23 protein-coding genes are annotated in these 27,000 nt (G+C 54.1%); 18 read left to right on the top strand and 5 right to left on the bottom strand.

The features are described 5' to 3' along the window. The first annotated feature begins 2 nt into the window (after positions 1–2). The 6 genes from ACLHIJ_RS04910 to ACLHIJ_RS04885 all read left to right on the top strand — a co-directional run bounded on the left by ACLHIJ_RS04910 (position 3) and on the right by ACLHIJ_RS04885 (position 5,817). The gene (locus ACLHIJ_RS04910) at positions 3–1,874 is read left to right on the top strand and encodes a bifunctional ADP-dependent NAD(P)H-hydrate dehydratase/NAD(P)H-hydrate epimerase (protein WP_411296718.1); all 1,872 of its coding nucleotides are present in this window, start codon (positions 3–5) and stop codon (positions 1,872–1,874) included. After that, positions 1,867–2,991 (top strand): alanine racemase, encoded by a 1,125-nt coding sequence (gene alr, locus ACLHIJ_RS04905; RefSeq protein ID WP_411296719.1) that lies wholly within the window; start codon positions 1,867–1,869, stop codon positions 2,989–2,991. Before ACLHIJ_RS04910 ends, alr begins: the two co-directional genes overlap by 8 nt. Then, entirely contained in the window at positions 2,988–3,506 is a 519-nt protein-coding gene (tsaE, locus tag ACLHIJ_RS04900; RefSeq protein ID WP_411296720.1) for a tRNA (adenosine(37)-N6)-threonylcarbamoyltransferase complex ATPase subunit type 1 TsaE, read from the top strand. The genes alr and tsaE overlap by 4 nt, the downstream gene beginning before the upstream one ends. Continuing rightward, positions 3,503–4,375 carry a hypothetical protein gene (locus tag ACLHIJ_RS04895; RefSeq protein ID WP_411296721.1) on the top strand — a complete coding sequence of 291 codons (873 nt, stop codon included), beginning with the start codon at positions 3,503–3,505 and terminating at the stop codon, positions 4,373–4,375. Before tsaE ends, ACLHIJ_RS04895 begins: the two co-directional genes overlap by 4 nt. 111 nt (positions 4,376–4,486) lie before the next feature. Further along, complete coding sequence (tsaB, locus tag ACLHIJ_RS04890; RefSeq protein WP_411296722.1) at positions 4,487–5,236, top strand: tRNA (adenosine(37)-N6)-threonylcarbamoyltransferase complex dimerization subunit type 1 TsaB; 750 nt, start codon at positions 4,487–4,489, stop codon at positions 5,234–5,236. Between the two features lie 11 nt (positions 5,237–5,247). After that, complete coding sequence (locus tag ACLHIJ_RS04885) at positions 5,248–5,817, top strand: GNAT family N-acetyltransferase (protein ID WP_411296723.1); 570 nt, start codon at positions 5,248–5,250, stop codon at positions 5,815–5,817. On the opposite strand, the gene ACLHIJ_RS04880 is transcribed toward ACLHIJ_RS04885, so the two are convergent. Both ACLHIJ_RS04880 and ACLHIJ_RS04875 read right to left on the bottom strand, forming a co-directional pair. Further along, positions 5,814–8,345, bottom strand: a complete 2,532-nt coding sequence (locus tag ACLHIJ_RS04880) for an ABC transporter permease (protein WP_411298582.1) — start codon at positions 8,343–8,345, stop codon at positions 5,814–5,816. The genes ACLHIJ_RS04885 and ACLHIJ_RS04880 overlap by 4 nt on opposite strands. Beyond that, the gene (locus ACLHIJ_RS04875; RefSeq protein ID WP_411296828.1) at positions 8,339–9,064 is read right to left on the bottom strand and encodes an ABC transporter ATP-binding protein; all 726 of its coding nucleotides are present in this window, start codon (positions 9,062–9,064) and stop codon (positions 8,339–8,341) included. Before ACLHIJ_RS04875 ends, ACLHIJ_RS04880 begins: the two co-directional genes overlap by 7 nt. A 786-nt stretch (positions 9,065–9,850) precedes the next feature. On the opposite strand from ACLHIJ_RS04875, the gene ACLHIJ_RS04870 reads away from it, so the two are divergent. The 10 genes from ACLHIJ_RS04870 to tsaD all read left to right on the top strand — a co-directional run bounded on the left by ACLHIJ_RS04870 (position 9,851) and on the right by tsaD (position 21,831). Further along, positions 9,851–10,564 carry a succinate dehydrogenase cytochrome b subunit gene (locus ACLHIJ_RS04870; RefSeq protein WP_411296725.1) on the top strand — a complete coding sequence of 238 codons (714 nt, stop codon included), beginning with the start codon at positions 9,851–9,853 and terminating at the stop codon, positions 10,562–10,564. A 10-nt stretch (positions 10,565–10,574) separates the two neighbouring features. Further along, positions 10,575–12,545, top strand: a complete 1,971-nt coding sequence (locus tag ACLHIJ_RS04865; protein WP_411296726.1) for a fumarate reductase/succinate dehydrogenase flavoprotein subunit — start codon at positions 10,575–10,577, stop codon at positions 12,543–12,545. Further along, complete coding sequence (locus ACLHIJ_RS04860) at positions 12,542–13,285, top strand: succinate dehydrogenase/fumarate reductase iron-sulfur subunit (RefSeq protein WP_411296727.1); 744 nt, start codon at positions 12,542–12,544, stop codon at positions 13,283–13,285. Before ACLHIJ_RS04865 ends, ACLHIJ_RS04860 begins: the two co-directional genes overlap by 4 nt. A gap of 557 nt (positions 13,286–13,842) precedes the next feature. Further along, positions 13,843–14,871: an autoinducer 2 ABC transporter substrate-binding protein gene (locus tag ACLHIJ_RS04855; protein ID WP_411298581.1), complete on the top strand. Its 1,029-nt coding sequence runs from the start codon at positions 13,843–13,845 to the stop codon at positions 14,869–14,871. A 73-nt stretch (positions 14,872–14,944) separates the two neighbouring features. Continuing rightward, complete coding sequence (locus ACLHIJ_RS04850) at positions 14,945–16,492, top strand: sugar ABC transporter ATP-binding protein (protein ID WP_411298580.1); 1,548 nt, start codon at positions 14,945–14,947, stop codon at positions 16,490–16,492. Beyond that, positions 16,492–17,484 carry an ABC transporter permease gene (locus ACLHIJ_RS04845; protein ID WP_411298579.1) on the top strand — a complete coding sequence of 331 codons (993 nt, stop codon included), beginning with the start codon at positions 16,492–16,494 and terminating at the stop codon, positions 17,482–17,484. The genes ACLHIJ_RS04850 and ACLHIJ_RS04845 overlap by 1 nt, the downstream gene beginning before the upstream one ends. Then, positions 17,481–18,596 (top strand): ABC transporter permease, encoded by a 1,116-nt coding sequence (locus ACLHIJ_RS04840; RefSeq protein WP_411296731.1) that lies wholly within the window; start codon positions 17,481–17,483, stop codon positions 18,594–18,596. The genes ACLHIJ_RS04845 and ACLHIJ_RS04840 overlap by 4 nt, the downstream gene beginning before the upstream one ends. Before the next feature lie 11 nt (positions 18,597–18,607). Further along, entirely contained in the window at positions 18,608–19,615 is a 1,008-nt protein-coding gene (locus ACLHIJ_RS04835; protein WP_411298578.1) for a LacI family DNA-binding transcriptional regulator, read from the top strand. A 26-nt stretch (positions 19,616–19,641) separates the two neighbouring features. Then, on the top strand, positions 19,642–20,592 hold the full coding sequence (locus ACLHIJ_RS04830) for a sugar phosphate isomerase/epimerase family protein (RefSeq protein ID WP_411296733.1): 951 nt from the start codon (positions 19,642–19,644) through the stop codon (positions 20,590–20,592). Positions 20,593–20,787: 195 nt separating this feature from the next. Beyond that, a complete protein-coding gene (gene tsaD, locus ACLHIJ_RS04825; RefSeq protein WP_411298577.1) occupies positions 20,788–21,831 on the top strand; it encodes a tRNA (adenosine(37)-N6)-threonylcarbamoyltransferase complex transferase subunit TsaD in 1,044 nt (347 codons plus the stop codon). Positions 21,832–21,936: 105 nt separating this feature from the next. Here the strand turns inward: tsaD and zupT are convergent, their stop codons facing one another. Further along, complete coding sequence (zupT, locus tag ACLHIJ_RS04820; RefSeq protein ID WP_411296735.1) at positions 21,937–22,764, bottom strand: zinc transporter ZupT; 828 nt, start codon at positions 22,762–22,764, stop codon at positions 21,937–21,939. A 98-nt stretch (positions 22,765–22,862) separates the two neighbouring features. Then, the gene (locus ACLHIJ_RS04815) at positions 22,863–24,197 is read right to left on the bottom strand and encodes a THUMP-like domain-containing protein (RefSeq protein WP_411298576.1); all 1,335 of its coding nucleotides are present in this window, start codon (positions 24,195–24,197) and stop codon (positions 22,863–22,865) included. Positions 24,198–24,390: 193 nt separating this feature from the next. On the opposite strand from ACLHIJ_RS04815, the gene groES reads away from it, so the two are divergent. Next, entirely contained in the window at positions 24,391–24,687 is a 297-nt protein-coding gene (gene groES, locus ACLHIJ_RS04810) for a co-chaperone GroES (RefSeq protein WP_411296737.1), read from the top strand. 291 nt (positions 24,688–24,978) lie between these two features. On the opposite strand, the gene ACLHIJ_RS04805 is transcribed toward groES, so the two are convergent. Beyond that, positions 24,979–25,263 carry a WhiB family transcriptional regulator gene (locus tag ACLHIJ_RS04805; RefSeq protein WP_411296738.1) on the bottom strand — a complete coding sequence of 95 codons (285 nt, stop codon included), beginning with the start codon at positions 25,261–25,263 and terminating at the stop codon, positions 24,979–24,981. 225 nt (positions 25,264–25,488) lie between these two features. Between ACLHIJ_RS04805 and guaB the strand changes: the two genes are divergently transcribed. Continuing rightward, positions 25,489–26,994: an IMP dehydrogenase gene (gene guaB, locus ACLHIJ_RS04800; protein ID WP_411296739.1), complete on the top strand. Its 1,506-nt coding sequence runs from the start codon at positions 25,489–25,491 to the stop codon at positions 26,992–26,994. Positions 26,995–27,000: the final 6 nt, after the last annotated feature.

Below are 27,000 nucleotides of genomic sequence, written 5' to 3'. Positions count from 1 at the left end.
TAATGGTTGCAAACAGTGGGGGAGCGATGGACGGATACCGAGCCGCTGAGGTGCGCAGGGCGGAAGAGATCCCGTTAGCTGCTGGAGAACCGCTGATGATGTACGCTGCTCACGCAATTGCGCAACGAGTGGTCGATTATATTGCGAGTATTGCTGAGGAAAAGCCGGATCAAGAGAGCAAAGCTAGTGGGTTTTCTAATTCACATGCTGCCAGAGGCTATGCGACTTCGTCGGTGCATACCGAACAATCGGTTCCACACGCTGGTGTAACACAACACGAGCGCGATCTTCCCTATGTGAAACCGCCAGCAGATAGTGTGTTAATCCTGGTCGGAGCCGGAAATAATGGTGGTGACGCGCTATACGCTGGAGCTTTGCTGGCACAGCGCGGCTATTGCGTCACGGCATTATATGGCACAGCCATTCACGCCTCGGCGCAGGAATACGCCACTCGCTGTGGTGTGCGATATGTGGATATGCGGCAGATACCGGCAGAACATACCGATCAGACGTTAACAGAACTTGGCTGTTCCCATCGGGTGTGGATTGACGGTTTGCTGGGCAATGGCGCGCGTGGTCCGATGCGCGATCCCTACGCTGTTTGGGTGAAACATCTCAATGAGATACGAGCCGAGCGTCCGAATTGTCATTGGGTATGTGCGATTGATATTCCCTCAGGAGTAGGGGTTGATGAGGCAGATATACCAGGGGTATGCGTGAGTGCGGATTACACGCTGGCCTTGGGCGGGTATAAGGCGGCGCATTTTGCTGCTCCAGCATGTGTACGCTGCGGTCAGGTAGAGCTGATGACTCTTGGATTAGAACGCTATCTGCCAGCCCAGCCAGCGCTGGTATCAGTACAGCTATCAGATTTACGTGGACTATGGGATCTGACGGAGCACGCGGATAAATACTCGCGAGGAGTTCTTGGCATGCTGACGGGTTCGTCCACCTATCCTGGTGCGGCGGTTTTAGGTGTGGGCGGGGCGCTAGCGATGGGCCCAGGTATGGTGCGTTACCTGGGGGAAAGCCCGCTTGTTTTAGGGCAATATCCTGAGGTGGTCACTGAGCCGGGGCAGGTTGATGGCTGGGTGATTGGCTCTGGGTTAGTTGATATGCGCGAAGCTGAGCGAGCACTAGAGCAGGCGCTCGCAGCGGATCGTCCGGTTGTGTTAGATGCCGGGGCAATCTCCTTGGCTGTTGCGCGGGCAGTAGCTGTACCAGCCTCGGATAGTGAATATGCGAGGTCGGTTCCTGGTACGTCGGAGGCAGAAAAATATCCAGATGCGCCTTTGGTGCCGATTCCTGATACCCCTTGCGTTTTAGGGGTAGCTTCCTCCGATTCCTCAAAAGTGCAAAATAGTTGTGCGCAACGCCCCACACAACAGCACCGCCGATTAACGGATCGAGTTGTGCTGACGCCACATGCAGGAGAGCTAGCGCGGTTACTGACAGATCTGGGAGAACCAACGAGCCGAAACGAGGTCTACCAGCATCCGTTGCGGGCAGCGCAACGTGCGGCCTCGTTGACGGGGGCGTGCGTGGTGGCAAAAGGGGCTACCGATATTGTCGCCCATCCAGATGGTGTTGTGTGCGTCGGAGTGAGAGCGCCGGGCTGGCGGGCCACTGCAGGAGCTGGCGATGTGTATGCCGGCATGGTTGGCGCATTATTGGCCATGTACGCACATCGAGAACAAGAGATCGCGGATCGCGGAGGGATCGCCTGGCTTGCTGCAGCGGCGTCCACAATCCATGCTTATGCGGCTAGTTACGCGAGCGGGGCACGTGAATATCGCGGTGGGCATCCGATCATTGCCAGCGATATTATCCGTGCTATCGCGCAGATCATCGGTAGAATTAACAGCGATGAATAACTACTCGGCATCTGCATACATCTCCCGTCGGGCCTTTGACGCGAATCTGGCCCGCATGCGTGAGGCGACTACTGCGGAAGTAATGGCGGTTGTGAAAGCCGACGCGTATGGTCACGGTCGAGATACGATCTCTCGCTGGGCGCAGGAAAAAGGAACGTCCTGGTTTGGGGCAGCACAGCTTGGGGAAGCGCTGGAATTACGCCAACAGTTAGGGCCACATGCGCGTATTCTCACGTGGATTTATACGCCGGATGCTGATTTGAGAGCTGCCGTGCAGGCCGATTTAGATATTTCCGTCGGTGCCCCCTGGATGTTGGATTCAGTGTTAGCCGCAGCTCAGGAGTGTGGGCAGACTGCCCGAGTGCACATTAACGTTGATACCGGAATGACTCGTTCGGGATTTTCGCGCAAAGAGTTATGCCTCGCCAGCTCACAGTTTGCACGAGCGCTTGCCGAAGGAAGCTGCGAGATCGTCGGTTTGTGGTCACATTTGGCGTGTGCGGATAGCCAGGATGATCTCACAACCAAAATTCAAATTGATGCCTTTGAAGATGCGCGCTCCTGGTTACAGGAGGAGGGGATTCGCCCGCAGATCCTACATCTGGCAGCTTCTGGCGGGGTGTTATGGCATCCGGATAGCCACTATGACATGGTTCGCATCGGTATTGCGCTGTATGGATTAAGCCCGAATCCGCAACGTGCGACGGGCAAAGAGTGTGCCTTGACCCCGGTTATGCGTGTGGAATCCATCGTGATGTCGGATCAACAGTTGCGAGCTGGAACGGGCATTTCCTACGGGCATACGTATCGCTCTTATGAGGGTGAACATGTGGGGGTCGTCCCGATTGGCTACGCTGACGGCATTCCGCGTGTTGCGTCAAATCTGTGCAGTGTTGATATTGGCGGGGTGCTGTGCCCGATTCGTGGTCGGGTGTGCATGGATCAGATCGTTGTTAGCGGGGAGCATATTCGTTCAGGAGATCGTGTGGTGATTTTCGGGGAGCCGCCCTACGTGAGCGTGGATGATTGGGCGATGGCCTGCAAGACGATCAGCTATGAGATGCTCACCCGAGTTGGCTCTCGAGTTAGGCGGATCTATCAGGAGGATACCCAGTGAAAATCCAGGCGGCGACGGTTGACGATATGCACCGAGTCGGTTCAGCATTAGGAAAGTGGGCACGCGGGGGAGATCTGCTCATGCTCAATGGCCCATTGGGAGCAGGCAAGACGACGTTAACTCAGGGGATTGCCCGTGGAATGAATATCGCGGCGCAGGTTTCTTCCCCGACCTTCGTCATTGCGCAAATCTATCGCGGGCAACAGATCGATTTAGTGCATGTGGATGCCTACCGCCTCTCGTCTCTCGATGAACTTGACGCTTTGGATCTCGACGCGAGCTTAGATGACTCTCTAACGGTCGTGGAGTGGGGCGCCGGAAAGGTGGAAGTACTCAGCCAGGACAGAGTGGAAGTAGATATTGAGCGACCAATCGGATCAGAAGCCGGCAACGAGCCGGATGATCTTTTTGATGATGCTCCTCGCACCCTGACCTTCCGAGCTATTGGGCCGCGTGCGACGGCTTATATGGACGATGTTCGCACCGCGTTAGCAGATATGGTGATCTCTGTATGAAACGCATACTGGTATCGGTGATGATGGCACTGTTGTGGCTGGCTACTCCAGCATTGGCGGCGCCGTCACCGGCTCCTGACCCAGGGCCGCCACCGCAAGAGGTCACGGCATGGTTCGCTGAGCGCGCGCTGGCGTCGGTGCGTTCCCACGCTGCAGACGCTTTCCCGGATGCCTCCTTGGAAGCAGTATCGCACTATACGATCGGTAATCCAGTGCGGGTCAGCACCTTTGCACAAAACGTTCCAGCTTCTCAGAGTATTACCGTAACGAATCGGTGGATTGCCCCGATCTTTGATGGCGGAACAGCAATTGGGGCCTTGTCGGTGAATTTCGATCAGCCTGCGGGAGGAGAGGAAATTATCCGACGTGATGCTCGATTAGGCTCTGCCGTCACGGCTGGTGGTGCCTCTGTTGCCGTGATCTACGACAGCGGGTTGCAGGCGTGGTTCTTGCTCAATGAGAGCGCTATTGAACCGGCTGATGAGGCAGCCGCAAACATTGTTCTCGGCTCAATCCCGCTCAATGACTTTCTCGCTCAACGTCAGCGAATTATCCAAAATACCGATACCTCAACGCCGGCTCCTGCTCAAACAACGCCGGCGAGTGAACCGGAATCCCACAACGTTCTCATGCATTTGGTGCGGATTTTGATTGCGTTAGCAGTGGTTATCGGCTCCTTGGTATGGCTGCGTTGGGATCAACATACAGATGATCCTCAAGAAGATACGCCAGAGGTGCCACATGACGATTTAGGGCATGTGGAACGCAAAGGAATCATTGGTAAACGTGAGGCAAAGGTACGTTTCCGCAGTTCTGCAGGGAAAGTATCCGTCTATAAAACTCCGCCCAGTGAGGAATCGACGCAATAGCAGGCCACCATCACAGCACCGGATACCGCAAGGATACGGGAGCGGGCGTAGATCTAACGTTAACTGCTTGCAAAGCGTGCGTCGATCTGCCAGCTCAAATGAAGGAGAGAGATGTTTTATTTAACGATTGATACGTCGATGTGGATCGCCGTGGGAGTGGCCGTCGAACGTGACGGTGAGGTGCGCGAATTGAGTTATCAGCTCATGCGCTCGAATCGTATGCATGCAGAGGCTTTGGCGCCGATGGTCAAGCAGGTGCTATCAGAAGCGGGTATTGAGCGTCCTGACGCGGTTGTGGTGGGTAGCGGTCCGGGTGCTTTTACTGGGTTGCGGGCGGGCCTGATGATGGCACGGACGCTGGCTCGTACTTGGGGAATTCCGCTCTATGGCGTCAGCTCGCTAGAGGTTCTCGCCTTGGCTGGGGCAGATGCAGGGGCACAAGAAGTCGTCGCTATGATCGATGCTCGTCGCCGTGAGGTCTACGCATTGCGCGCGCGTCCGATGGGAGCCGATGACGTCGCCATTCTTTCTCCGGAACGGATCGTCGCTCCGGCAGATCTGCATGCGGAATTGAGCCGCGAGCCAGCAGTCGTTGCGGCGATTGATGAGGTTTATCCGCATGTTGGTGTGGATACGATAGGGGGTCGGGTTGCGGTGGAGCATCGCCCTGTCGTCATGACTCGCCTGGCGCTATCTCACTGTGCTCGTCGTGCGGCTGGCGAGGATATTGACATGGGAACGCAGCCGCATTATCTCCGACGGCCGGATATTCACGGTGGTCATCCCCAGCCAAGCCAGTCTCAACCGGCTCAGTCTGAGGTTGAGCAGGGTGAGCCGAATCAATCCCAGCCAGCGTCATAGGGAACGCCGATATGGACGGGCGAGTACACAATCCGGAACGTTTCTTTCGCACGCCAGATGATACTCCGCACGAAGTGGCGGCTCAGCCGGCATCAAAACAGGTATATGACGAAGTATCAGGGCAACTGGTACGAGTGCCTTTCTTGTGGTGGGCATATCTCGCGAGTTTTGATGCAGATAATTTTGGAGTGGATGCCTGGCCTCCTGGGGTGTGGAAACAGGAACTATTAGCTCAAGATCGGAGCTACCTGGCGGTCATTCGGGATGATGGCCCATTACATCCCCGACCTTCCCTCGTGGCACTCGGTGGGATCTCGCACGGGCCGGAAGCGGAAATTTTGACGATCGCCGTGGCCAGGGCGCAACGTTCCCGAGGTATAGGTAGCGCATTATTGGCGGATCTATTGGCGGTTGCGCAGAGCCACGAGGCAGAGGCCGTCTTTTTGGAAGTGCGCGCTCGCGATGAGAAAGCACAGCGGATGTATCAGCGTGCCGGATTTGAAACTGTTGGGCGTCGCCCACGTTATTATCACGACGATGATGCCCTGATAATGCGCTATGAGCTTTCTAGATCTCACTAATCGCGAATAGCGCTCAGGATTGGTTGCCGACTAGCGCGGATAGCGGGTGGCAATGCGGCTAACAACCCGGCTAGGAGAGCACAGGCACTGACGACGAAAAGCGCTGGCACGGGAATCGAGAATACTTTTATTCCGCTGCTGGATAGATACTTTGCCAAGGCTGCAGCTAATCCGATTCCGCTGCTGACGCCCAGGACAGTCCCATATAGTGCCGTTAGGACGGATTCGACCCCGACGCCAGCGGCAAGGCAGATTCGCGAGATCCCGATAGCTCGTGATAGCCCGATCTCTCGTCGTCGCTCACTGACGGACAAACTCAAGGTGTTGATAATGCCGAGTCCAGCGATGAAAAGGGATAGCCCCACCAGGGCATAGATAATTGCCAGGGCTTGCGAAAGAACAGAAGCGGCAAATCCTTTCAGCTCTTCTTTATCCATGACAGCCACTAAGCCGGAGGTGGGAAGAGCGGAATGGATTGCAGCCTTCACCGTTTCCACATTGGTATGTGGATCAACGTGGATGAGGACTCTCATTCGTCCAAGTGAACTGATTCCTAATGGCTCAAGTTGTGAATCGTCTATAAATGCAGCGGCAAGGCTGGAGTCCTGGATGCCAGTGATGTGTAGGCTCTGCTCGCCTTTTTGGGTGGCGATCTTCAGGGTATCTCCCAGTGCGAGATGATGTGCGTGTGCTAACTGTTCTGGCACGATGATGCTATCTGCGCCGTGATGTTCCATGCTTCCGGCGATGAATTTCATTCGGAAAGCGTCGCTGAGGTGTGCTAAATCAGAGCTGACGACAAGCAGGGTTTCTGGCTGTGGATCATCAGGATAAATCGCGGAGGCCATAGCCAGTTTCATAGATAGCGTTCGAGCAACCCCAGGGGTATGAGTGATTTTATCGAATACCGCATCGGAGATCGTGGTATTGGGGTTGGATAGATTAGCTGGAAGGACCATGAGGTCGGTTTGTAACTCATTGTCGATGACGTCAACGCTTGAGGCGCGCAGGGAATCAGCGACGACTAAACCGGCGCTGACTAAAAGCATTCCAATCATGACTGCCCCGCCAGTTGCTGCGGTGCGTCGGGTGTTGCGCAGGGCGTTACCGGCACCGAGGCGAATCCACAGCGGGCGAAGGCGAAGTAACGGCCAGGAAATACCGCCAAGTATGAATTTAACAAGCCCTGGGCCAGCGATGAGTAACCCGATGATGAGGCCGAGGGCGCCGCATCCCAGAATGGTTCCCGATTGTTTGACCTCGGTCAAACCGACGATCAGTAGGCAGATAATTGCGCTGACGCACAGGGCGAGGCCGATAGTTAGCCGCAGCCAGACGGGGCGCTCGTTGGCTCCGCTGGCTTGTTGCATGGCAGTTATTGGGGGAGTTTTTGCTGCTTGCCGTGCCGGAAAGAGCGCGCCAATCAGGGTGACGACGATACCGACGCATACGGCAGTGAGTATGACGCGAACGGAAATTTCAGCATGTAACCCGGTGAAAATCCCGAAATGATCGAGTGCCCAGGTGGCGATCCGCAATAGACCTGTTCCGAGCGCTAACCCGATTCCTGCGCCGATAAGCCCGATGACCACTGCCTGCCAGGCGACCAGGGAGAAGATTCGCTGTGGCGCAAAGCCAACCGCACGCAGGAAAGCAAAATCCTGTAGCCGCGATTTAATGGCCATATTAAAGGTGTTGGTGATAATGAAGGTGGAGATCAGCAGTGCCAATCCCGCGAATATCAACAAGAACGTGGTGAGGAAGCCGAGCTGTACGTCAAGGTTTTCCTGATTCGTCTGATTGATTTCATCGGCTGTTTTCACGTTATAGCTGCTGCCAATCGCCTGGGCAATTGCCGATGTGACGTTAGCAGGATCTGATCCGCGGGATACTTTGACGATGATTGCGCTGGCGACGTCTGGATTATCGACGAGGGTGGGGACAAGAGTGTCACTTGCGCAGAAAAAATTGAAGACGGGAACCGGATGCCCGTAATCAATGGTAGCGGTGATCCGGAAGGTAAGGGCCTGGTCATTGACGAGCAACCGCACCGTATCGCCGACGTGCAAGCCGAGGCGCTCAAGAGTAGTTTTCTCCACAGCTATCTCATCGTTTTTACTGGGCGGGTTGCCGTGGTATTCGATGTTGAAATCAGCCAGTGCGTTGGCGAGGGTATTCGATATACCGGCATTGCTTGCTGGCCGATTATCCTCGTCAAGGACGGTGACAGATAAGGCATACCGCGGTTGGGCTTGTGCTACTCCGGGGATTTTCACGACCTCTTGCGTCAGCCCGACGGGTATGTCCTGAAAACCGACGGCGGGTGCTGGAAGTGCTGGCCCTCGAACTTGAATATCTCCTGGTTGCACTCCCGAAAGGCCAGATACCAGGTTAGTGGACATTGTTTCGCGCAGCGCTAAGGTGGCGCTCAAGAACGCGATCCCTAACATTACTGCGACGATGGTGAGTAAGAAACGACGCAGATGGGCGCGAACATCTCGCCAAGCGAGTTTCAGGGTTATCAACATTCGCTTGCGCCAATCTCCCGCAGAGTGTCGAGCACGGTATCCGTTTCTGGTTCGGTTAGTTCTTTGACGATTTCACCGTCAACCAGGAATAGGACGCGATCTGCCCAGGCGGCAGCGGAGGGATCGTGAGTCACCATGACCACTGTTTGATGAAAATCGTGGGCGGCTTGATGGAGGAACGCTAGGATTTGCCGGCTGGCCTTTGAATCAAGATTTCCGGTGGGTTCGTCAGCAAAAATGACCGCCGGTTCGGTGATAAGGGCGCGCACGCAGGCTACACGTTGCTGTTGCCCGCCAGAGAGCTCGGCAGGGCGGTGGTGTAGGCGGTCGGCGATTCCGACTGATTCGGTGAGCTGAGCGAAGCGTTTTGGATCAACTTTTCGGCCAGAGGCATCGGCAGGGAGGGTGATATTTTCTGCGGCGCTCAGTGTGGGAAGTAGGTTGAAAGATTGGAAAATAAAGCCAACTTTATCCCGTCGCAGTTTAGTCAGTTTTCGCTGTGAAAGTTCGGAGAGGCAAATGCCGTCGAGATACACCTGACCAGAGGTGACAGAATCTAATCCAGCCAGGCAGTGCATGAGGGTGGATTTTCCAGAACCGGATGGCCCCATGATGGCGGTGAATTCACCGACGGGAATATCGACATTTATCCCTTGTAGCGCCTCAACGCTGGTATCGCCTTTGCCGTAGGTTTTGCGCAGGTCGCGGGCGTGAATAATGTTGTGGCTCGACGTTGTGCGCGGGTTGTCACTCTCGTTGGGGTGAGCAATATCGGTGGCGGTGATCTGTGAGCGATCGGTGAGATCCTGTGAGATTGCGGAGCACTCTGAGGGGGATTCCGTTTCTAGCGGTGAGGTAGCTGTAGAGTTCGTTTTATGCATTAGGTGGCGTCCCATGCTGTTATGGTAACAATCTTGGGTTCTGCAAGGTTTTTTATCCACCAGCTATTTCCCATCCGCGCTGTTGCGCAGCCGCGAATCATGGCTTATAACCTGCGAAGAAACCGCATATATGCCGGAATACCTGGCTAGCTGAGGTAATCGGATGTTGCTGTGGAAAATGATGACGTAGGAAATTGATGTCTGATGTGGATATACCCATGTTTTTTGGGGGAGGGGAAAAGGTGAGGGATTTGCCGTCCTTATTATTGGTTGATTATGAAAAGAGGGGCTGACGAAGAACCGCATCGCTGCGAATATAATCGCCGTAAATATAGCTGCGTCAGATTGCTACGCGATAAATCCAAGCGATAGATAGGTTCGCTAGCCGAGCGTCCTAAGAGTCGAGCAATCTAGGTACAAAGCCACAATATTCTGATTAACGCACCAAAACTATTACGAAAATAGTGCTATCGCACCAGAAAGCTGCGCTAGCTGTAAGCTGGCGTGTTAGCGCTAAATAATCCCGATAAGCACGGGAATTTTCTCAATTTGGCAAAGAAAAATTGCTTAAAATCAGGTCTTAGCTCCCGTAAAATCCGCTAGTTACTTTGCTAAATTGGGATCGTGGCTACTACAAATGTTGATCATATTAAGAGCCGGAGGACGACCGTCGCGCTAAAAGTCGCGATGGCGCTTACTGGCCTGCTTTTTGTCTTTTTCTTGCTCGCGCACATGTTCGGCAATCTCAAAATGTTTGCCGGCGCTCATGCCTTCAATGGTTATGCAGCATTCCTGCGCGAGGTAGGGTATCCGGCAGTTCCGCATGAGGGAGTTCTGTGGATCTTCCGCATTGTGCTCTTCTTGTCGATCATTATCCACGTATATGCGGCAATGACGCTGTGGGGTCGGGCAAATCGGGCACGCGGCAAGGCGTACAAGGTGAATACTGGTCGTAAGGTTACGGCAATTCACTCTTACACTGCTTCGCTTATGCGCTGGGGCGGGATTGGCCTGTTCTTGTTCATCATCTTCCATATTTTGCAGTTCACCACCTTGACGGTTCAGGTTGGTGGTAACTACAAGGAGATGACTCCGTATGCCCGTATGGTGGCGGCTTTCCAGCCGGCCAACTGGTGGCTGTATCTGATCTACCTCGTCGCGATGTTGTGCTTGGCATGGCACATTCAGCACGGCGTGTGGTCAGCATTGGTGACCTTAGGAACGTCACGTACCTCGCGTCAGCGGGTGTATAAGACGATTGCTGTTCTCGTTGCACTGGCAGTCGTGGTTGGCTTCTTGGCTGCGCCGACGGCGATTATGGTCGGATATCTGTCGTAAGGTGAGGGAAATGACTGAAAAACTTATTGAAGGTCTCTATCGCGAAGGTGATCCCATTGCGGACACCAAGGCGCCCTCCGGCCCCTTGGCTGACCGCTGGGAGACGCGCAAGTTCAAGGCGCGCCTGGTTAATCCAGCAAACCGTCGCAAGCTGAATATCATCGTTGTAGGAACGGGTCTGGCTGGCGGCGCTGGCGCGGCATCGCTTGGCGAGATGGGCTACAACGTTAAAGCGTTCTTCTACCAGGATTCCGCTCGTCGTGCCCACTCCATTGCGGCACAAGGCGGTATTAACGCGGCGAAGAACTACAAGAACGATAACGATTCGACCTACCGTCTGTTCTACGACACGATCAAGGGCGGTGATTTCCGCTCGCGAGAGTCGAACGTCTACCGTTTGGCAGAAGTGTCGGCCAATATTATCGATCAGTGCGTGGCGCAAGGCGTTCCGTTTGCTCGAGAGTACGGTGGTTTGCTTGATAACCGCTCCTTTGGTGGCGTCCAGGTGTCGCGTACTTTCTACGCTCGTGGTCAGACGGGTCAGCAGCTTCTGATTGGCGCATACCAGGCGCTGATGCGGCAGGTGAAGGCTGGCACAGTCAAGACGTACAACCGTCACGAGATGGTTGAGCTGATCGTGGTTGACGGTCGCGCTCGCGGAATTATTGCCCGCGATATGAAGACCGGCGAAATTGAAACACACATTGCCGATATCGTCATCTTGGCAACCGGCGGCTATGGAAACGTGTTCTTCCTGTCTACCAATGCTATGGGCTGCAACGGTACGGCTGCGTGGCGTGCCCACCGCAAGGGTGCATACTTCGGCAACCCGTGCTACACCCAGATCCATCCGACCTGTATTCCGCAACACGGTGAATCCCAGTCGAAGCTGACCTTGATGTCGGAGTCCTTGCGTAATGATGGGCGTATTTGGGTTCCTAAGAAGGCGGAGGATTGCAAGAAGGATCCACGCGATATTCCGGAAGAGGATCGCGATTACTACTTGGAGCGTATCTATCCGTCCTTCGGTAACCTGGTTCCGCGTGATATTGCGTCACGGCAAGCAAAGAACATGTGCGACGATGGTCGCGGAGTGGGGCCGGAGATCGGTGGCGTTGCTCGTGGCGTGTACCTCGATTTCTCTGAGGCAATTGGCCGTATGGGCAAGGATCAGGTTTCCGCTAAGTACGGCAATCTGTTCGATATGTACGAGCAGATCACCGGCGAGAACCCCTATGAGGTCCCGATGCGTATCTACCCGGCTGTCCACTACACAATGGGTGGCATTTGGGTTGACTACGATTTGATGTCCACGATTCCTGGTCTGTACGTGGCTGGTGAAGCAAACTTCTCCGATCACGGTGCGAACCGTTTGGGCGCGTCGGCGCTCATGCAGGGTCTGGCAGACGGTTACTTCGTTCTCCCGAATACCGTCAACGATTATCTGGCAGATGGCCCGTTTGAGCCGGTTGCGGAAGATCATCCGGCTGTGGTGGAAGCTCGTCGCTCGGTAGAAGAGCGCATCAGCTTCTTCATTAACAACGAGGGCAATCGTTCAGTGGATTCCTACCACAAGGAACTTGGTCACATTATGTGGGAATACTGTGGAATGGAACGTACTGCAGATGGTTTGAAGAAAGCCATCAACATGATCCGCGAATTGCGGGCTGATTTCTGGAAGAACGTTCGTGTTCCAGGTAAGGCGGATGAGTTGAATCAGTCGCTGGAGAAGGCTGGGCGCGTGGCTGACTTCCTCGAGCTCGGTGAGTTGATGTGTATCGACGCCCTGCACCGTGAGGAATCCTGTGGTGGGCACTTCCGCGCTGAATCTCAGACGGAAGAAGGCGAAGCACTGCGTCATGATGACACCTTCGCCTATGTCGCAGCCTGGGAGTGGACGGGCGAAGGTAACCCGCCGGTCCTGCACAAGGAAGACCTCAAGTACGAATTCGTCGAGATGAAGCAGCGGAGCTACAAGTGAAAATTAACCTTGAATTTTGGCGTCAAAACGGTCCGGAGGATTCCGGTCATTTCGATACGCATACCATCGACAACGTTGATGAGACGGCTTCCTTCTTGGAGATGCTCGATCAACTGAACGAGGAACTGTTCGCGGAAGGCAAAGAGCCGGTTGCATTCGACTCTGACTGCCGTGAAGGCATTTGTGGTCAGTGTGGTGTTGTCATCAATGGTGATCCGCATGGGCCGCAGGTGACAACTACCTGCCAGCTCCATATGCGCACCTTCAAGGATGGCGATACGATCACGATTGAACCGTGGCGTTCGGCTGCCTTCCCGGTTTTGCGTGATCTTGTGGTTGATCGTTCCTCCTTGGATCGTATCGTTCAGGCGGGCGGTTACGTTTCCGTCAATACGGGTGCAGCTCCAGATGCGCACTCTGTTCCAGTTCCCAAAGAGCATGCGGATCGGGCTTTCGAAGCTGCGGCTTGTATTGGGTGTGGTGCATGTGTGGCGGCGTGCCCGAATGGTTCGGCAATGCTGTTCACCTCTGCAAAGGTCATGCATCTTGGCTTACTGCCACAAGGTAAGCCGGAGCGCTACGATCGCGTTGTGAACATGCTGGCACAGCATGATGCTGAGGGATTCGGCGGTTGTACGAATGTTGGTGCATGCCATGAGGCGTGCCCCAAGCAGGTTCCGCTTGAGCTGATCTCACTGCTCAACCGCGAACTGATGTCTGCGTCGGTACACGGTCGCTAGACCTCATCTCGGTAGCCATCAGTGGGCCTTCCTATTTTGGAAGGCCCACTGTTTTATGCGCTTTTCTTGGCGGTACGCCACGCTGGCGCTGTAGGTACTGGGCTTAGTGCAGTACCTATGCCTTGTATAGATCTTCCGCTTTGCTGAGCAGGGGAATGAGAGGCGGAATGAATATTCTGTGCGATCGCGATACGTTATAGGATTTTAATGAGGTACGTCGGTCGAGTAGGTTTTCAACAGTAAGACCAGAAAACAATATATATTTCCTGATACTGCGTATCTATAGTTAATTGCGAAGAGCTAGTTTTTGGCGTGTTCTCAACATAATCGCCACCTGTTAAAGAATGACTAACACACAGAATTAGGACTAAAGACCTAGAGTGTTGTTAATTTTTTCCGCTGTGAACGTGCTCATATTTGAGCTGGGATGAGTTGCAGTTGCTTCCCCGTCGTTTGCGCTTGCGCGGGGGGGGGGGGGCAGGCGCACAATTGCAATAACGTTTTTGAACCGCTTCAAAAACGCGTTTTTCACTCTAACAATCGAGGGGGATTGTGAAATGAAGATAAGAAAAACGTTCGCCGCGAGTTGCGCGGTAATTGCTCTTGCGCTTGCCGGGTGTGCAGGTGGCGCAAAGGAAGGCGATAAAGGTGCAGAATCTGGCTCAGGTTCCGGCTCAGGTGAAATCTCCGTTGCGTTCGTGCCAAAGATTCAAGGTATTCCGTTCTTTGAAGCAATGAATACCGGCGGCGCGGAGGCGGCGAAAGAATTTGGATTCAAATGGGTATATTCTGGCCCGACGACAGCAGATCCAGCAGCTCAGGCAGATGTCGTTCGCTCACTGATTCAACAGAACGTCTCGGCACTGATGGCAGCTCCAAACGATCCTGACTCATTAGCTCCGCTTTTGAAGGAAGCACAAGATGGCGGTATTCGCGTCGGTACTTCTGATACTGATGCGCCAAATTCCGTGCGAGAAGTATTCGTTTCCCAAGCTTCTCCCGAGGGAATCGGTGATGGTCTGATCGACCAGATGGCAAAGTCAATCAATAATGAAGGCAAGATTGCCATTGTCTCGTGTGGTCAGACCGCAGCAAATCTGAACACCTGGATCGACATCATCAAGAAGAAGGTTGACAAGGATTATCCCAAGATCTCCATTGTGGATGTCGTTTATGCTGACGAAGATCAAGCTCGCGCCGTGACTATGGCAAAGAACCTCATGAGTGCAAACCCAGACCTGAAGGGTCTCATTGGCCCATGCACCACGGCAGCCCCTGGTGTCGCCCAAGCCGTTGAAGAAGCAGGCAAGATCGGTCAAGTCCAGACGGTTGGCGTCGGTACTCCTAAAGCAATGTTGCCATATTTGCAAAATGGGGCAGCCTACTCCTCAGTTCTGTGGAATGTGGAAGACCATGGATACCTGACCGCATGGGCTGGCTGGCAGTTGGCTCAGGGTAAGGAATTCGCAGAAAAGCAGGATGTCGGTCGCTTGAAGAACGTCACCTATGACGCCAAGACGAAGACCTTACTGCTCGGTGAGCCACTCATCCTCACGAAGGATAACGCCGGAAAGTACAACTACTAACTCATCCGGAACACATCATCTGCTGCTGGGGCTGTACCACCTTTCAGCCCCAGCAGCCAATTAGGGGATAGTAATGGGAAGCCACACCGCGAAAGCATCTGAGCAGCTTCTGCTTGATGTGCAGCACGTTGACAAACGCTATGGCGGCGTCCATGCGTTAAAAGATGTATCCTTCCAGGTTCGAGCTGGCGAAGTACATGGACTGGTAGGAGAGAATGGGGCAGGTAAATCCACCCTTATCAAAATGATTAGCGGGGCAGAACGCCCAGATTCTGGAGAAATTACGCTTCTTGGCGAGCCGATTGAGTTAGGAAATACGGTAAAGGCATTAGAGGCGGGGATCTCTCCGGTCTATCAAGAGCCACAACTTTTTGCGGATTTGACGGTAGAAGAAAATATCTTCTTAGGCCGCGAACATACCCGTGCTGGGCGGGTCAAGTGGAATGAACAGCACGAAAAAGTTATTGGATTGTTGACGGATCTTCGTTTGCGGCCAGAAGCAATTCAGGAGCGGGTTGGGGATTTATCTGTTGGAGAGCAACAGCTTGTTTCCATCGCAAAGGCCTTCGTCACAGACGTTAAATTACTGATTCTCGATGAACCCAGCGCCATCCTTGCCAATAGTGACGTTGATCGGCTGTTCGATATTATCCGGACGTTTACCGCCCGTGGCATTGGCGTTATCTATATTTCGCATCGGCTTGATGAGCTAGGCGAGATCACGGATCGCATCACTGTGTTGCGTGACGGGAGTCGGATTGGCACATACGACACACATTCATTAACGACGAATGAAATCGCGACGTTGATGGTCGGCGATAAATTCCAAGTGGAGCATCGAGATCGTGACCAGGGGAAAAAGAAATCAGAAATCGCCGTCTCGGTTCGCGATATGCGCGCCGGTAAGCGTTTGGCGTCGGCGAGTTTTGATATTCGACGGGGAGAAATCCTGGGTATTTATGGGCTGATTGGTTCTGGTACGACGGAAGTGATCCGAGCCTTATACGGGATTGAACCGGCAAGTTCAGGGGAAATCGAAATAAATGGCAAGCCGGTGACGATCCGTTCTCCGCAAGCGGCAATGCGTCATTCGATTACGATGTTGCCGGGCAACCGGAAAGCGCAAGGCGTCTTCTTACCTAAGTCGCTGAGTTTTAATTTGTCCTCCTCGCATCTGGGGTACTTTTCGCGGCTTGGGATATTCAATTTTGGCAAAGAGAAGCGCGCGATGGAGGAGGCCATCCAGCGTCTGCGCATTAAAACCCGAGGGCCACATGCTCTGATTAATGAGCTATCAGGCGGTAACCAACAGAAAGTTGTTATGGCTCGCCAGTTCGTTCAAGATCCGTACCTCTTGCTCGTAGAGGAGCCAACACAAGGGGTGGACGTCGGAGCAAAAGCAGAGATTCATTCGCTTATCTTGGAGCACGCGGCACAAGGGAATGCGGTCCTAGTGGTTTCGACTGATCTGGAGGAAATCCGGTATCTGTGTGATCGCATTGTTGTCTTGCACAACGGGGTGAGCGCCAGAGAGCTACCCGGGGATTGTTCGGCAGCCGAGCTGCTGGCGGCCGCTTCTGGAGAATCTACGGCGAAAGATCCAGCAGGAGGTGTCGAATAATGTTTGGACGTTCCCGCCATACGAAAGCTGTTGGAGTTAGACGGCGATTCGTTGAAGGTCAAGAGATGGTTCTCGTGGGCGTCATCATTGTGTTGTGGGTTGTCATGGGGTTCGTCTCGCCCACATTCCTGACGGCTGGATCTATCTTTGACATCTTCTATTCGGTTGCCCCCATTGCCATCATCGGTATTGCGATGACGGCTGTGATGTGTACCGCCGGTATTGACGTGTCGGTCGGATCGATGATGGCCGTCGTTATGGTCATTGTGGCGCGGGCAATTCGGGATTATCACGTCGGTTTCCTAGTAGGCGTTCTCATCGCTATTGGTGTGGGCGCATGCCTTGGTGCGGTGAACGCGTCGCTGATCGCTTTCGGGCGGGTTCCGGCAATGGTGTGTACCTTCGGAACGCTGAATATCTTTCGATGGTTGGCCTTGCAAATCTTTGGTGATAATCAGATTTCCGGGGTGCCGCCGACTTTTGCTGTGATTGGCGGCGGAATTAATGCCTCGCTGGGAAAGATTCCCAATGCGATGTGGCTTGCGTTGGTATTAGGGGTGGTCGTCTGGATATATATGCGCGAGTACGCCTCGGGGCGTCATATCTACGCAATCGGTAATGATATGAATGCTGCCCGACTCGCCGGTGTGAAAGTGACCCGACGGTTATTCTCCGTCTATATCGGAACCGGAGTGGCAGTGGGAATTGCCGCGCTGGTTTCCTTGGGAAATGGTGGCCTTATCCAGCAAAACGTCGGATATGGCTTGGAGATGTCTGTTATCGCGGCATGTGTTATTGGCGGGACCTCGGTTATGGGCGGTCGAGGAACAGTTTTTGGGACGATTCTCGGGGCCATCCTCGTCGGTTCAGTACAGGCCGCCGTCATCCATCTCCACTGGCCCAACCAACTGACCCTGCTCATCGTTGGCGTCATCATTGTTGTTGCAGTTGGCGTTGATCTGGCTCGACAGGTAAGGAGAGCACGAAAATGACAGCTAATCAATCTACGCCGATAGCTTCGGATACGCCCACTGTTGCCTCGCGTGAGCCGGAAGTAACAAAAGCTCAGTCGGGGGCTGCAGGAACTGGAGCGCGGTTATTGCGTCTGGTGTTAACTGAACGCGCGGCAGCGTTATTCATCCTCATGATTATTTTGGTTTTTGCCTTTATGTATCTGGGGAATAACGGGTATCTATTTGCGCCTTTCAATCTTCGCTATATGGGCACGTCTTTAGAAGCGCTCGTGCCGATTGCACTGCTGGCCTTAGCGGAGATGTTCGTTATTATTTCTGGGCGTTCTGGTATTGATTTATCAGTTGGCGCGACGGTATCACTGGCGGGCATGCTATTCGGGTATCTCATCCAGCATCGTGAGATGGGGGTGGGATTAGCGCTGGTTATCACCGTGATTTTTGGGACGATACTGGGGAGCGTCAATGGAATCTTAGTTGGGTATCTCCGGTTCCCGCCGTTGATCGCAACTTTGGCTACCTCCTATGCCTATGCCTCCTTAGCGATGGTACTTTCGGGGCAGTCGCCGATTTCGGGTCCGCATATTGCTCGGGCAAATGAAACCTTGGCGTCAAAGGTGCGGATCGGAGATATTCCCATTCCGCTCCAGGTTTTGACCGTGTTGATCCCCATGGTAGTGGTGTCCTGGTTTGTGCTGGATCGCACCGCCTGGGGGCGTTCTTTGCTTGCTATTGGTACGAATGACGTGGCAGCGCGTTATGCGGCACAGCGGGTGAAGCTGGTGCGCTGTTCGGCATATTCAGTGTCGGGGATGCTGTGTGGATTGGCTGCGGTAGTCAATGTGGCACAGTTTGCTTCGGCGCGCCCGGATGCTGGCACGGCCGGTTCGGGTATGGCTTTGCCTGCGATTACGGTAGCAGCCCTCGGTGGGGTTCTGATTCAAGGCGGATTCGGTCGGGTCAGCGGCGTCATCACTGGGGCTTTGCTGGTGACCTGGCTGAATGCTGGCCTGCTGATTTCTTTCCAAGGGTCAACTGGCCCGCGCATGCAGCTACTGGCATTGGGCGTCATCTTAATCGGATCTATTTTGCTCAACAGTTTTGCTGCAAAGAAGTACAACCTGCGAATGTAGCGGGAGATCTGGTGAAAGAACGGCGAGCGAGCATTTCCCACATTGCTCAAAGCATCGGGGTTTCGGTGGGGACGGTATCAAACGTGTTGAACCATCCCCACCGAGTCCGGCCGCAGTTACGCGAGCGTGTTGAGGCGGCGATTAAGGAGTATGGGTATTCGCCTAATGCGGCAGCTCGCGCCTTATCGAAGGGGCATACAAATATTATTGGCGCGCTATTCTTCGACATTGCTAATCCGTTTTTTGCTTTAGCTGCCCATGATATGGACGCGGTGGTCAGCCGGTTGGGGACGTCAATTTTATATGGAAATACGGAACAGCGCGTAGATCTGGAACAGGCGGCCATCGCTCGGATGATTAATGCCGGTATTGAGGGATTAATCATCACTTCTACAGGCTTGGTGAGTAAAGAGTTGATCGCGTTGAGTCGGCATATTCCGATTGCGTTATTCGCTCAGCGGGCTGCTCATGCCAAGCTGGCATTCGTCTCGGTTGATGATTACGACGGTATGTGTAAAGTGGCGCATCATTTATGCGAGCAGGGGATGGAGCGGTTCTGTTTTATCCATGAGCGTTCCGATGCCCCGCAGCACCAGGATCGGTGGCGAGGATTTTGCGCTGGGGTGGCTGCGTGTGGGATTGATCCGGATTCGATTATTCAAACCTGGATTCCCAGCCCGACGTGGGATGACGGATATGACGCAGTAGCTCAGGTAACTGCCCAGAATACGGCGGCTTTGCCGCAGTGTTTCGTCTGCCTCAATGATTTCGTGGCGATTGGGGCTTCTAAAGCGTTGACGGATCTGGGGATGGTAGTAGGGCGAGATATTGCTGTGACTGGCTTTGATGATGTGCCCTATGCAGCAGTACTAGGTACTCCGATCACAACGGTAAAGCAGCCGATTGCTCAGATGTCGCAATACGTTGTTCACCAAATACTTGATGTTATTAATGGGCGTTCCGATAGCGTCCAAACCAAAATTTTCCCCGCAGAGCTTGTTATTCGAGCTTCTGCTTAAGTGATATGACGGCAAAGGAGCATGTTATGAAACCGCAGAATGTTGATATGTGGCGGCAGCAGATTCAGGAACGGTTTATCGCTCATAAGGAGCGCAATCCGCAGGATTTTGAGCGAAAGATTGATTTGTCCTGGTCGAACTGGGGCTTCGGCTTGGAAGATCTACGGGTTAGTGCCCAGCGGTTGGCGGATAATGGTCTGGAATTTATTGAGTTGCATGGCAATCACTATGGGCCGACGATTGGCTACGATGTGGAGGCGACGCGCGCAATCCTGACAGAGGCAGGCTTGCGGGTGTCTGGGGTATGCGGCATGTTCTCAGATGACAATGATTTATCCTCGAATCGCCCGATTAAGCAGCAAGAAGCAGTTGATTATATTAAACGAGAGGTGGCCTTTACTGCGGAAATGGGCGGGCACTACCTCTTGGTGGTTCCGGCTTCGTGTGGTCGCGCGGAGGCGTTAGATGCCTATGAGTTTGAACGCTCATGGCGGATGTTGCGCGAGGTGGCCGACGTATTTGTGGAATATGGCGTCAAGGCAGCTATTGAGCCAATTCGCTCGGCTGAAGTGTCGATTGTGCATACCGTTGCCGAGGCGAAACGCTATATTGAGGCGGTCAACCATCCGGGCATTCAGCATATTAACGGGGACGTCTACCACATGCAGGTGGAGGAAGTGTATATTCCGCAGGCTATCTTGGATGCGGGTGAGCGGTTGGTCAATTTGCATTTGGCTGATTCTAATCGCTTGGCGCTTGGGGCAGGATCAATGGATTTGGATACCGTCATTATGGCGAGCTATCTCGTCGGGATGAATCGCGAGGGCAGATTCCTTACGCCGGAGCCGCTTGGCCCGGGGAGTGCTCCGTATCCGGCGCGTAATGGTCTGGCTGACGCGCATAAGCTCGATATGTTGGTCCATGACAGCGTGGCGTATTTCCGTGAGCGAGAAGAGGCGGTGCGAGCGCTGAGCTAGTCGATGTGGCTGCGATCTGGCGTGTGCGGTGCGGTTATCGCTAGTGGTCGGCATGCACGGTAGGAAAGGACGCGGGAAGTGGCTGTGCACTAACGGTCAGGAGTTGCTAGCCGGTGCCAATACCACTTTCGTAGTGGTCGAGTGTACCTTTTCCTGTTTAGCGGCTGAGGGGTGAACATCAGTAGACTTAGCGCTGTGAATGAACTGATCCTTGGTATTGAGACATCGTGTGACGAGACGGGTATTGCGTTAGTGCGTGACGGGGAGCTGCTCGCTGACGTGACGGCGACCTCTATGGATGAGTATGCGCGTTTCGGGGGCATCATCCCGGAGATTGCTTCGCGGGCTCATTTGGAATCATTCATTCCGACCTTGGATGCGGCGTTGGAGGCGGCCCGGGTAACTCTCGATGATGTTGACGCTGTTGCGGTTACTGCTGGCCCAGGGTTAGTAGGCTCGTTAACCGTCGGTGTTACTGCTGCGAAAGCCTTGGCTTTAGCGTTAGATAAGCCGTTTTATGCGGTGAATCATATTGTCGGGCATATTGCTGTGGATCAGTTGGTGCACGGAGAGTTCCCGGATCGCTTTATTGGTCTGGTTGTTTCCGGTGGACATTCGCATTTGATGAAAGTTAGCGACATTGCGACGTCAATTGAGGAGCTAGGCGGAACCTTGGACGATGCGGCAGGGGAGGCCTTTGATAAGGTGGGGCGCCTTTTAGGTTTGCCCTATCCGGGAGGACCGCATATTGACAGGTTAGCCCGTGAAGGGGATCGTCGGGCGATTCGGTTCCCTCGGGGGTTGTCGCGTGGCAAAGATAAGGCACGTCATCCGTATGATTATTCCTTCTCTGGCTTAAAGACGGCAGTGGCTCGGCATATTGAGGGATGTTTGGCGCGCGGTGAAGAGCTGCCGAAGGCGGATATTGCAGCAGGTTTTTCGGATGCGGTGTGTGAGGTTCTCATTCAGAAAGCTTTTGCTGCGTGCCAGGTCAATGATTGTGACACCTTAGTGATCGGGGGTGGGTTCTCGGCTAATTCGCAGTTGCGGGATATGGCTGAGGAAGGCTCGCGTAAGTATGGTATTGAGGTGCGAATTCCGCCGATCCGGTATTGCACGGATAATGGGGCGATGATTGCCGCTTTGGGGTGGTCCCTGGTTCGTGCTGGGGTCGCACCCTCACCCTTAGATATTACGGTGGATACGGGGTTATCGCGCGAGACGATTGTCGTTCGCTAGCTGAGAAGTGTCTTTCCCTGCTACGTTTTCAGCGTCGGGCTGTGCGGATGTGTGGATGCGTTAATTGTTGTGCCTAAGGTGTAGCAGTGGCGTGTTCTGTGTTGCCTATTCCAGCAGTAATAGGGAAGCTGCCATGACGCCCATACCGGCAATGAGCCCTCCTATGGCGTGGTGATGTTGGCCGAATTCTTCGGCGGAGGGTAATAGTTCATCCAAGCTGATGTAGACCATAATGCCGGCTACTGCGGCAAATACGAGGCCGAATACGGTATCGCTCATCATATCGCGCAGGATAAGCCAGCCGATTAATGCTCCGATGGGTTCGGATAGTCCAGAGATAAAAGACCACACAAAGGCGCGTATTCGAGATCCGGTGGCATAGTAAATCGGCATAGCGACGGCAATGCCTTCAGGGATGTTATGGATTGCGATTGCTACGGCGATGGGAATTGCGATTTTTACGTCGTATATGGCGGAAAGAAAGGTTGCGAATCCCTCCGGGAAATTATGTAATGCCAGGGCTCCGGCGGTGAATAACCCCATGCGCATGAGCTTCGCTTGAGCCTGGGGATGGGCTTGAAAAAGCTGGTTTTGTGCCCCAGGTGGGCGGAGAAATTGGTCGGTGTTGTGGAATTCGTGCGGGTTGGAAAATTCTGGCAGAGCGGCGTCAATGGCGGCGATGATTCCAATTCCGGCAAAGAATGCGCCGACGGCATAGGCAGCGGCGTTAGGATGTGCGTGGGAAATCGCGGTTCGAGCCTCTGGCAGGATCTCAACGAGGGAAACATACAGCATGACTCCGGCAGAAAATCCCAGCGAGATGGAAAGTAGTTTAGGCGTAGGCTGGCGGACTATGAAGGCACAGGCAGCGCCGATGCCGGTCGCGAGTCCGGCAAGTAACGTCAAAAACCACGCCATAACTTCGCCCGACATAATATTCTCCTTTCGGTTAACCGAAATTTTGCTGGGAGAATAGGTGATTAGTCAAATCTGAGCTCGTAATGCGGGTTAGATACCGTTAAGGTCGGCTGTTACAAAGTGCCAAGATCAGTGCAGGAGGTAGGCAGGCGTCGTGCCAGGATTGCTCGACGCTGACCAGAAATCGTCGGGCTGATGATTAGGGTCATCTCTTGCGTTCCTTTGGCACGAAGTCGGAGCTTTTTACGCAGTACTTCTGGGTCGAGGTCTATGCCGCGTTTCTTAATCTCGACGCGCCCCACATCCTCAGATTGTAAGCGTTTGCGCAGGCGGGCAACATCGACAGGTAACACATCGATGACTTCAAAACCTCGGAAAAATGGCGAGGATAACGGCTGATCGCCGGTGAGATATGCAATTGCGCTGGCGACGGGTGCTAGCTGGAAATCGCGGCACAAGGTACGGATTCCCCCAGCGCGAATCACGGCAGGATCGGGTTCGTAGATATAGCGAGCCAGTTCGCGTGGGGCGACGTGATCCGGTGGAGTGGCTGGATCGCCGTGGAGGGTTGATAGGCGATACGCCTGTTCGTCTTTATCTATAATGAGCGCGCATCTCCCTGGGATGGTGGCGGCGGTGCCGCACCAGATAATTGCTTCGACAAGCGAACCGTTAACTGACACCCATTCCACGCGAGTATCGGATGGTAGGTGCTGGTAGTCAATACCAGGTGCGACTTTAATGCCGGCACAGGGGAATTGGTGGGCAAGGTCGAGGGCGTGTGATAACGGGGGCGTCCACAGTTCGGGGTGAAGGATTCGCCCAGATGATGAGCGGGGAGCAGAGGACGAACGATGCTCCGATCCGGAGTGGTGAGCAGATTGGGATGTGCCCTCAGCGTGATTGGGCGGTATTGTGCCTGGAGAACCTCCGGCGTCAGTTGTGCGACGTGCCGGATCGAGCCATAGGGCGTCGGCACCTAAAGTATGCAGATCAAGGGTTAACCCGTCGGCCTCGATAACCTGTGCATGGGGAAAGATGGAGAGATTTTCGCTGGCGGCTGCGGCTGTCTCAGCGTCCATCTCTATGCTGCTGACGTGCAACCCCAATCCGGCAAAGGCAAGTGAATCTGCTCCAATTCCGCAGCCAAAATCAATGATGTGTTGTGCTCCGGCTGCGCGTAAACCAGCGGCATGAAAAGCTGCGACAGATAACCGAGTAGCTTGTTCGAGGCCGTCGGCAGTAAAAAACATTCGCTCAGCAAAATCTCCGAATTTTGCGCGCGCCCGCTCGCGTAGCCGGCTTTGTGTGAGGGCTGCTGCGATAAGTTCTGGGTGGTATCCAGCTTCCCGTAAGCGCGCGGAGAGAGCGAAAATCTGCGCATTGTCGTAGGGCGGCAAGGATTCTAAGAGGGCGCGCCCGTCGGGAGTGAGCAGGGGAGAAATCACCCTCCTATCGTCTCATAGTCATCGTGTAGTTCGCGCTTAGCGAGGTTTTCCACACCCATTTGGCACTCACCTTGACCGAGTGCCAAAATCTGCTTAGCCTTATCTCGGTAGCATTTGCTACGTCCTGGTACCGGCCCCCGCGACGGCGGTTAGCCAGCGATTGAGTTTTTGGAACGATAGAAGGGGGAGCCGAATGTCGGTCTCCATTAAGCCGCTTGATGATCGCATTGTGATTCAGCAACTTGATGCGGAAGAAACCACTGCTTCTGGTCTGATTTTGCCGGATACGGCAAAGGAAAAGCCGCAGGAGGGTACTGTTGTGGCAGTTGGCCCAGGTCGCATTGACGATAAGGGCAACCGCATCCCGATGGATATTTCCGTCGGCGATGTTGTGATTTACTCCAAGTATGGCGGCACGGAAGTTAAGTACGGTGCAGAGGATTACATCATTCTCTCTCAGCGTGACGTCCTCGCTATTGTGACTCGCTAGTCGCTGTGTATTCCTAGGTGAAGCTAGGAACGACGAGGATACTGAGAAATAACTCGGCAGCCTGATTATCGGTTGTGTATTATGACTGTGGGCCTCCCTGGAAAGGGAGGCCCACAGTCATAAAGAGAGGGGAAGACCGCAAACATGTTGAGCTGAAGATGCTTGACAAGACGCTCGGCGGTATGTGCCTGAATTACTATGTGTGCGGCAGGTGTGCGCAACGAATTAGAGCGCAATTGCGGAAGCTGGTGCGGAGTATTCCGCCGTGATTAGGCTATTAGGTTGTTATCGCTACACTGGCTGGCGGCGGCGACGCGCCGACATGTTATAGCGTTCTTCTTCTGAGAGTGCTCCCCATACGCCGTATGGCTCGTTATTGTTCAGCGCATAGTTGCGGCACTCTTCGACGACCGGGCAGGTATGGCAAATCTGCTTGGCGCGTTCGATACGCCGCCGTCGCGGGCCACCGCGCTCTCCTTCAGGGTGGAAGAAGTAGTCGGGGTCCATAGAGTTGCAGCTTCCCTGCGATTGCCAGTCCCAACGGGTGAGATGGACTGTCTGCACATTAATGCGCACGAGTTTGCTCCTATCACGGCGCAGCGGTTATTTAGCTTATCGTCCAGTATGTTACCAACTTGGCGCCCAATTACCTACCCTCTTTTTTCTGACAGAGGCGAAAATCCCCGTGTTATCCCACTGTGAGCGAAATGCGCGATGGTTATATATGTGCAGGTCAGTGCGTTATTTTCCAGAAAAATGGGCGCGCTAGCCAGGAGCGGGAAAACATTTTAGGATAGGGCCGTGAGCAGCGATCCTTTCGGCCTGATTGGCCTGACCTATGACGATGTCCTCATCCTCCCTGGCGCAACTGACGTCATCCCATCAGAGGTGAATACCGCAACTCGCTTAACCCGTTCCATCACCTTGCAGGTCCCGCTTCTCTCAGCGGCGATGGATACGGTAACGGAAGCCCGCATGGCTATTGGTATGGCACGGCAAGGCGGTATCGGTATCATTCACCGCAACCTCTCTATCCCGGATCAAGTTCACCACGTCAAGCGGGTGAAACGCTCCGAATCAGGCATGATCTCAGATCCGGTGACGATCCGCCCAGAGGCGACCCTCAGTGAACTGGATGAGCTGTGCGGTCAGTATCGGGTGTCTGGCCTCCCGGTTATTACCGATGAGGGGACGCTGATCGGCATTATCACGAATCGGGATTTACGTTTTATCCCGACGGGAGAATGGGAGCAGCGCACCGTCGCCCAGACGATGACGCCCATGCCGTTAGTGACTGGACGTACCGGCATATCGCGCGAAGAAGCTGCCCAGTTGCTGGCGAAACATAAAGTGGAGAAGCTGCCACTGATTGACGATGATGGCCGGTTAACTGGTCTTATCACCGTTAAAGACTTCGCTAAATCAGAGAAATACCCATTGGCCACTAAGGATGGCGACGGGCGTTTGCGCGTCGGAGCTGCCGTCGGATATTGGGGTGATGCGCGGGCACGTGCCGAAGCACTGGCAGATGCTGGGGTGGACGTCCTCGTCGTAGATACCGCGAACGGGCAAGCTGCCTTAGCCTGCCAAATGATTCAGGCGCTCAAAGAAGATTCCGGCTTTGCTGGGGTGGATGTTATCGGCGGAAATGTTGCCACTCGTGAGGGCGCCCAAGCACTCATTGATGCGGGAGCTGACGCAGTTAAAGTGGGGGTTGGCCCGGGTTCAATTTGTACAACTCGTGTTATCGCGGGTGTGGGTGTACCGCAAATGACGGCGATAACCTTGGCGGCGCAGGCATGCCAACCTGCTGATGTGCCGCTGATTGCTGATGGTGGTCTGCAGTATTCCGGCGATATTGGTAAAGCACTTGCTGCAGGGGCGTCCACAGTCATGTTGGGCTCGCTGCTGGCCGGTTGTGAGGAATCCCCAGGAGAGTTGGTTTTTGTCAACGGCAAACAATATAAGAGCTACCGTGGGATGGGCTCGCTGGGGGCAATGAGTTCGCGCGGGCGCGTCTCGTATTCAAAGGATCGCTACTTCCAAGCCGATGTGACAACGGATGACAAAATCGTTCCGGAGGGGATTGAAGGTCAGGTTCCGTTCCGTGGTCCGCTCTCCTCAGTGATCTACCAACTCGTCGGTGGCTTGCATCAGACAATGTTCTATACCGGCGCTCGCACAATTCCGGAACTGACGAGTAAAGCGCGCTTTGTGCGGATTACCGCCGCTGGTTTGCGAGAATCGCATCCACATGACATCCAAATGACCAGCGAGGCGCCGAACTACACCTCGCAACAGAAATAACGAAAA

Origin of the sequence: Trueperella sp. LYQ141 (genome assembly GCF_046599555.1) — a bacterium.
Lineage (GTDB): Bacteria > Actinomycetota > Actinomycetes > Actinomycetales > Actinomycetaceae > Trueperella.
Note: the sequence above shows the minus strand (reverse complement) of the source record. Positions and strands in the feature narration are given on the sequence as shown.